Annotated in this window: 6 protein-coding genes and 1 tRNA gene; 3 read left to right on the top strand and 4 right to left on the bottom strand. The window is 42.6% G+C overall.

The features are described from left to right. Positions 1–92: 92 nt before the first annotated feature. Positions 93–1526, top strand: coding sequence for a recombinase family protein (locus HUT38_04590; protein NUQ57729.1), 1434 nt, complete (start codon positions 93–95; stop codon positions 1524–1526). A 60-nt stretch (positions 1527–1586) separates the two neighbouring features. Here the strand turns inward: HUT38_04590 and HUT38_04585 are convergent. From HUT38_04585 to HUT38_04570, 4 genes are all read right to left on the bottom strand, one after another. Beyond that, positions 1587–1661, bottom strand: a tRNA-Ala gene (locus HUT38_04585). Between the two features lie 132 nt (positions 1662–1793). Next, positions 1794–2054 (bottom strand): hypothetical protein, encoded by a 261-nt coding sequence (locus HUT38_04580; GenBank protein NUQ57728.1) that lies wholly within the window; start codon positions 2052–2054, stop codon positions 1794–1796. A gap of 69 nt (positions 2055–2123) precedes the next feature. Then, positions 2124–3425, bottom strand: coding sequence for a pyridoxal phosphate-dependent aminotransferase (locus tag HUT38_04575; protein NUQ57727.1), 1302 nt, complete (start codon positions 3423–3425; stop codon positions 2124–2126). Positions 3426–3531: 106 nt separating this feature from the next. Continuing rightward, a complete protein-coding gene (locus HUT38_04570; protein ID NUQ57726.1) occupies positions 3532–4392 on the bottom strand; it encodes a deoxyribonuclease IV in 861 nt (286 codons plus the stop codon). A 509-nt stretch (positions 4393–4901) separates the two neighbouring features. Here HUT38_04570 and HUT38_04565 point away from each other — a divergent pair. Next, on the top strand, positions 4902–5492 hold the full coding sequence (locus HUT38_04565) for a hypothetical protein (protein ID NUQ57725.1): 591 nt from the start codon (positions 4902–4904) through the stop codon (positions 5490–5492). Continuing rightward, the gene (locus tag HUT38_04560; protein NUQ57724.1) at positions 5462–6139 is read left to right on the top strand and encodes a hypothetical protein; all 678 of its coding nucleotides are present in this window, start codon (positions 5462–5464) and stop codon (positions 6137–6139) included. Before HUT38_04565 ends, HUT38_04560 begins: the two co-directional genes overlap by 31 nt. The last annotated feature ends 77 nt before the right edge of the window (positions 6140–6216 follow it).

The raw sequence follows: 6216 nt of genomic DNA, 5'->3' as shown, positions 1-6216 counted from the left end.
GCGGAGCGATTTTGCGGAAGCCAAAATCGCGCTATCAATTTCGCTTCCGCCGAGGGCGGAAGCGGTGAATTCCCAAAGTTCCCCCCAATTGCATGAAAGAGCTTAAACCAAAATATTTTCTCTACGCTCGTAAGAGCACAGAGAATGAAGACCATCAGATAATGTCCATTGAGGCACAGCTTTTTGAGTTGCGAGAATATGCGCGTAGAGAAAATCTTGAAATTCTTTGTGAATTTCAAGAGTCGAAAAGCGCAAAAAAGCCCGGACGAGAATTGTTCGGCGAGATGATGACGCGCATTGAACGAGGCGAGGCAAACGGCATACTGGCGTGGCATCCTGACCGTTTGGCGAGAAATAGCGTGGACGGCGGGCGCGTCATCTATCTCGTTGATACCGAGCAAATCTCATTTTTGCGCTTTCCGACATTTTGGTTTGAGCCAACTCCGCAAGGGAAATTCATGTTGCAGGTGGCGTTCGGACAAAGCAAGTATTACAGCGATAATCTCGTTGAAAATATTAATCGTGGCATCCGCCAAAAAGTCCGCCGAGGCGAGTGGCTGGTGCGCGCTCCCTTTGGCTATGTGAATAATCCCAAAACGAGGAATATCGAACCTCACCCTACTAAATCTCGCATTGTGAGAAAAGCGTTTGAGGAATACGCCAAAGGGACGCACACCCTCGGCACTATCGCCGACTTTTTGGCGGATCACGGCGTATCTACGAAAGGAACGCCACCTGCCAAAGCTTCCGTCGCCAAAATGCTCACCAGTCGCGTGTATCTCGGTTTTACGCACCATAAAGGCGAATGGTACGACGGAAGCTTTGCGCCAATTATTTCTCCGACACTGTTTGAAGCAGTCCAAAAAATGCTTGCGAAAAAATCTCGTCCTCGCGTTCAAAAACGACCAAATAATTTCCCATTTGCACGCTTCGCTCGGTGCGGAGAGTGCGGAAGTATGATTACGGCTCAATATGCGACCAATCGATTTGGCACTACCTACACCTACTATCGCTGTACCAAAAAGAAAGGCGTGTGCCGTCAGCCGTATCTATCATCTTCCGCACTCATTTCGCAAGCAAAAAATCTGCTTCAATCAGTGTCGCTTCCTCTTTCAGAAATTGAGAACATGGAAAAGCAAATTGACTTGTGGGACAAAGAGTCAATTTCAGAAAGAGGAAGTGTTGCCCAAAACCTTAAAACCAAACTTTCCGAGACGAAGGAGAAGCTGGACAAGCTCGTTTCGCTCTACTTGGACGGCGATATTGAGCGCGAAATATATTTACAGCGAAAAGACCTTCTCCTTCGTCAAAAAGTAAAGTTTGAAGAAAGTTTTAAGGATTTTGGGCAACAGAGAAAAAATTGGGTCGAACCCTTGCGGAGTTTCGTTTTGTCTTTAAGAGAAGCCGTTATTTTGGAAAAAGGCGAAGATTATTTTGCATGGCGCGAGTTTTTCCAAAAAATCGGCTCGAACCCCACTCTCAAAGACAAAACGCACCGCTTCCGCCCTCGGCGGAAGCGAAATTGATAGCGCGATTTTGGCTTCCGCAAAATCGCTCCGCTTATTTAATTCCGAACAAGTTTCGTATGGTGGACCAGAGGGGAATCGAACCCCTGACCTCTACTTTGCAAAAGTAGCGTTCTGCCACTGAACTACTGGCCCGTTAATTTGGTGCGGGATGGCGCTCTACTTCACCCCGCCATTTTCTGGCGGGGTAAGCTGAACTACGTGTCCTTTTTAGTAAAGGTCATTCTAGCACAAAAAAACTTATTTTCCAGAAAATTTGGAGAAAATTTAAGCGGCTTTTTTATTTTGATTGTTTTTCTTGTCTTTCAAAACTTTCTTTAAATCATCAGCCAGGTTTTCTGCCATTTTTTCCAGGATGGCTTTTTTCTCTTCGCTGGTTTTGCCTTCCAATTTTGTTTTTATGATGTCTCGCTCGTTTTTTTTGTCAAAATCTTCTTTTTCTTTATCTTTCGGGGCAGAATTCAATTCTTTATTTTCTTCAAACATTTTACCGTCCGAGAAAGCTCCTTTTTCAAAAATATTGGACATGTTTTGTTTTAATTTATTGACGACCTTTGCTTGATACCACAATCTTAAAATTGCGGCATCAGGCTTGTTTTAACTTCCCAGATATTTCTTTATTTTTTCCGCCAGAGTTTCATAAATCCACTCAAATTTATTTTCGTCCGTTTCCAATAAAGTGGAGCGGAATCCGGGCAAGTTGCAGTTGAATCCGGAAAGTGGAACAACACAGATGCCCGTGGCGCCCAGTAGATAGTAGGCGAACCTTTTGTCCGGCGCCAGCCCGTTGGCTGTTTTTTCTTCCACGAACTTTCTGACTTTATCGTTGCTTATCTTCAATTTCTGATTGTTTTTTAAAACCTCATCCGCGAACACGGCGGAAACGTAAAACGCTCCGGCAGTTTTGGGCGAAACTATTCCCGGAACTCCTTTGAAAATTTTGTGAACCTTTTCGGCTCTTTTTTTGTAAAACTCGCGGCGTTCTTTAAGATGAGTCTCGTACCTATTGTCAGACATCACCGCCGGTATCACGCTTTGCGGCAAAGTGGTGGAACAGACTTCCAGCATTTTGGCGTCCAGGACGCTTTTGACGTACTTGGCAAACACCGCGTCTTTGTCTTTGTTATAAACTTCAATCCACCCGCAGCGGCTGCCTGGCCAAGGGAATTCTTTGGAAATGCCCTTCATGGCGATGCCGGGGACATCGCCGATTACTTCGGCCAATGTGGCCATTTTTTTCGGCTCGTGGGCGACATTGCAGTAAATTTCGTCGCTTATTATGAACAGGTCGTATTTTTTGGCCAGTTTTACCATTTCTTGCAAAACTTTTTTCGGATAAACCATACCCGTCGGATTATCTGGATTGATGATTAAAATTCCGGAAATGGCCGGATTGTATTTTATTTTATTTTCCAAATCTTTTAAGTCCGGCAGCCAGTTTTTTTCCGGAATCAAGTTGTAAGTGATGTGCGGATAGCCGGCGTGGGCGGCTTCGGCGGAAGAATGGGTGGAGTAGGCGGGAGACGGGCCGATGACGCGGCACTCTTTTCTCAAGTAAGTATAAACTTTGGAGATGGCGTCGCCCAGCCCGTTGAAGAAGCAGATGTCGTCAGCGGTTATTTTCGCCCCGTTTTTGGCGTTGCGTTCTCGCGCCAAAAATTCTCTCGTTTTAAGAAGGCCTTTGGTGGGGTTGTAAGCGAAAGATTTGTTGTTGCCAATCTCTTTTTTAACAAGCTCCTTTATCCATTCAGGCATTTGGTAGCCTTTGGCCACCGGATCACCGATGTTTTCCCAATAAATTTCCTGCCCGAGGTTTTTTATTTTTTCGGCAACCTCAACAATGCCTCTTATCTCATAGGTCAATTCTCCGGCGCCTTGATGTACGATATTGTTGCGCATTAAATCCGAAAACCAAATTTTGGAAAATCCTCTAGCCCCACCTTCGCGGACCCGGGCGGCCGCCCCCGCCCAGGATTTTCAAAATTTGTTTTCTTCGCTTATTTCATTATTTATCCCTTAATTTCTTTAGCATATTAATATCTTTTTTAACCCCAGGATATTTCGTTTCGCAAATCATATCAATGTCGTTTTTTTTGGCGAAGGCGACAAGGTTTTCAAACCCGCTTAAACCTATCTTGCCTTTGCCGATATGGGTGTGGCGGTCTTTGCGGGAATTAAAGTCGGTGACGCTGTCATTGGCGTGAATCATTTTTATTTTTTCCAGCCCGACGTTTTTCTCGATTTCCTTCAAAGATTTTTCAAAACTGTCTTTCCAGTCGTAGCCGGAGGCGAAACTATGCTGGGTGTCCAAACAAACCCCCGCCAGCGCCTGCATCGACGTCGGACGTCGATGAGCGCCCTCGACGTCCGACGTCGATGCAATAATTCTGCCTATTTGGGCGAAGTCCGAACCGATAATTCTGCCAGCGCCGGCGCTGTTTTCTATCAATAATTTCGCCGAGCCATCATAGCCGTCAAAAATCTTGACGAAACTTTTTTCCAGCCGCTCCAGCACTTCTTTTTCGTCCATACTGCCGCCCGAACCGAGATGAGTCATTACATACTTGGCTCTCAGTAAGCTGGCTCGCTCCAGATTTTTGCGAATGGCCGAAATTGAGCCGTAGTAAACGCGATTGTTTTTGGACGCCAGATTGATGTAATAAGGCGCGTGGACGTAAACGTTCTTAATGCCGTATTTTTTCACGGCAGCTTTGAATTTTTTTATCGTTTCCTCGTCCAGTTCCGCAATCGTACCGCCCTGCGGCGAATGGGTAAAAATCTGCATCACCTCGCAGCCCCACTGGTGAGCAATCCCCGGCGCTTTCTCCAAACCTTTTGATATTGGCACATGACAACCGATATTCATAAGATGATTATACAAACACATTCTCGGATATACAATCCGGCGTATTTGTGCTAGAAAATAATCAGAAAAACGTTATTTTACATTTTATTGTTTAATTTAAAATTTAATTTCTGAAAGGAGAATAAAATGCTATGGGGAGATCAGTGGATTTGTATTTGTAGCTGTCATAATTTTGTACTTCGTACCAAGTGCCGCGAATGTGGAAGAGATAAGATTGAGGGAAATGTTAGCGAAGAAGAATGGGAAGAGGTCATGGAAGAAGTGATAAAAGTTAATAAGGAAAACAAATTGAGAAGTAATTAATTAAAAAAGAAAGGAGTTGAGAAATGAGTCAAGAAAAAGAAATTAAACCTCTTTAAAAGAGGAATTGATTATGGTTTTGGATCAAACAGACTGTCTGTTTGATGGAACATGACCATAACCAGCAACCTTGCTTTGGGAAGATGAGTAAATGTGATAAAATAAGGCAGGATTAAAGAAATAACAATTTTTTCTCCTGCCTTTTATTTATGAAAAATATCTATATTTATTCCGGCGAAGGAGCTTATCAAGCCAGGGACATAGAAAACTGTCTCAATGTTTTTGACATGGATTATTCCCGGATTTGCGAACACAGACTTAATGAGATTAAGGAGAAAAGTATCTTTATTGTTCCGGGCGGGATGATTGCGGCATATTTGCCATCGTGGGGCGAAAGCGGCAAAAAAATCATAAGAAATTTTGTGAAAAATGGCGGAATTTATGTCGGCATCTGCGCTGGCGTGTATGTTGCCGGAAAGGAATATAAAAATGAAACCGGGCTGTCTTTTTTTGATCAAAAACTCGAATATACCAAACACCAGTCGGTTATAAGTGCAAAAAATAGCGAAGGAGAAACACTGTCTCTTTTGGCTGAAAACGGTCCAGACTTGTCGTTAATTGAAAACAGCGAGGTTGTATTAAAAGACGAAAACAATAAACCGCAAGCTGTTAAAATGTCGGTTAGCGAAGGAGAAGTTTACTTATTTTCTTCTCACCCTGAAGGGAGCGTTTATTACGATAAGTCTCCAAAAGAATTTTCCGGCGCTAAATGGTTCATTTCTTTTCTAAAAAATCTCTGAAAATAGAATTAAACAAACAATTAGACAAAGAAGTATATACGGCTTTTTGTGAAGCCGTTATTGGCGGTGCTGATTTTGGCAAGAAGATACAAAACGAACATCCCGGCATTACCAAAGAAAACTATAGCAAATATATAAATGATTTTTACGCAACACATAGCAAGGAGCTGAAAAACATTCTTCAAGATACTGAAAAATGCTTTGAAGAAATAAAAGATGTCTTGTTTTCAGAATTGCAAAAATATTTCGAGCAGGATTTCAGTAAAGAGAAATATACCTGTTATTTATCAATTTTCAATTGCAATCCCCGTTATTTGGAAAGCAAGTCATTTCAAATTTATTACAAGCGCTCTCATAACATGCGCAAAGAAGTCATCGCTCACGAACTGACTCATTTTGCTTTTTACGATTTTTGCCACAAGTTAGGCATTAAAAACAACAAGGATCTTTGGGAACTGTCGGAAATTTTTAATGTTATTTTTCTGAATCTGCCGTCCATTCGCCACGCCATTGGCGCGAAGGAACTTTTATTTTACCCGGATTTAAAAGACAAACTGGAAGCGATAAAATTGATTTGGGGCAAAAAACTTGGCGCTAAAGACTTCATTATTGCTGCCTTAGAATATTGCCAGGTACCCCAAATTTAAGACACTGATTCCATGAAATTATCAGCGTAATTTTGTAGAATCAGTTATATGAAAAAAGCATATCGCGTCGCTCCGGA

Origin of the sequence: Candidatus Paceibacter sp. (assembly GCA_013360865.1) — a bacterium.
Taxonomy (GTDB): domain Bacteria; phylum Patescibacteriota; class Minisyncoccia; order UBA9983; family UBA9983; genus SURF-57.
This window is presented reverse-complemented; position numbering and strand designations above follow the sequence as displayed.

Bases quoted from the DNA above. Each gene is read 5' to 3' on its own strand.
- HUT38_04570 (NUQ57726.1), bottom strand. From the start codon at position 4,392: ATGAATATCGGTTGTCATGTGCCAATATCAAAAGGTTTGGAGAAAGCG.
- HUT38_04560 (NUQ57724.1), top strand. From the start codon at position 5,462: ATGGTTCATTTCTTTTCTAAAAAATCTCTGAAAATAGAATTAAACAAA.
- HUT38_04565 (NUQ57725.1), top strand. From the start codon at position 4,902: ATGAAAAATATCTATATTTATTCCGGCGAAGGAGCTTATCAAGCCAGG.
- HUT38_04590 (NUQ57729.1), top strand. From the start codon at position 93: ATGAAAGAGCTTAAACCAAAATATTTTCTCTACGCTCGTAAGAGCACA.
- HUT38_04575 (NUQ57727.1), bottom strand. From the start codon at position 3,425: ATGCGCAACAATATCGTACATCAAGGCGCCGGAGAATTGACCTATGAG.
- HUT38_04580 (NUQ57728.1), bottom strand. From the start codon at position 2,054: ATGTCCAATATTTTTGAAAAAGGAGCTTTCTCGGACGGTAAAATGTTT.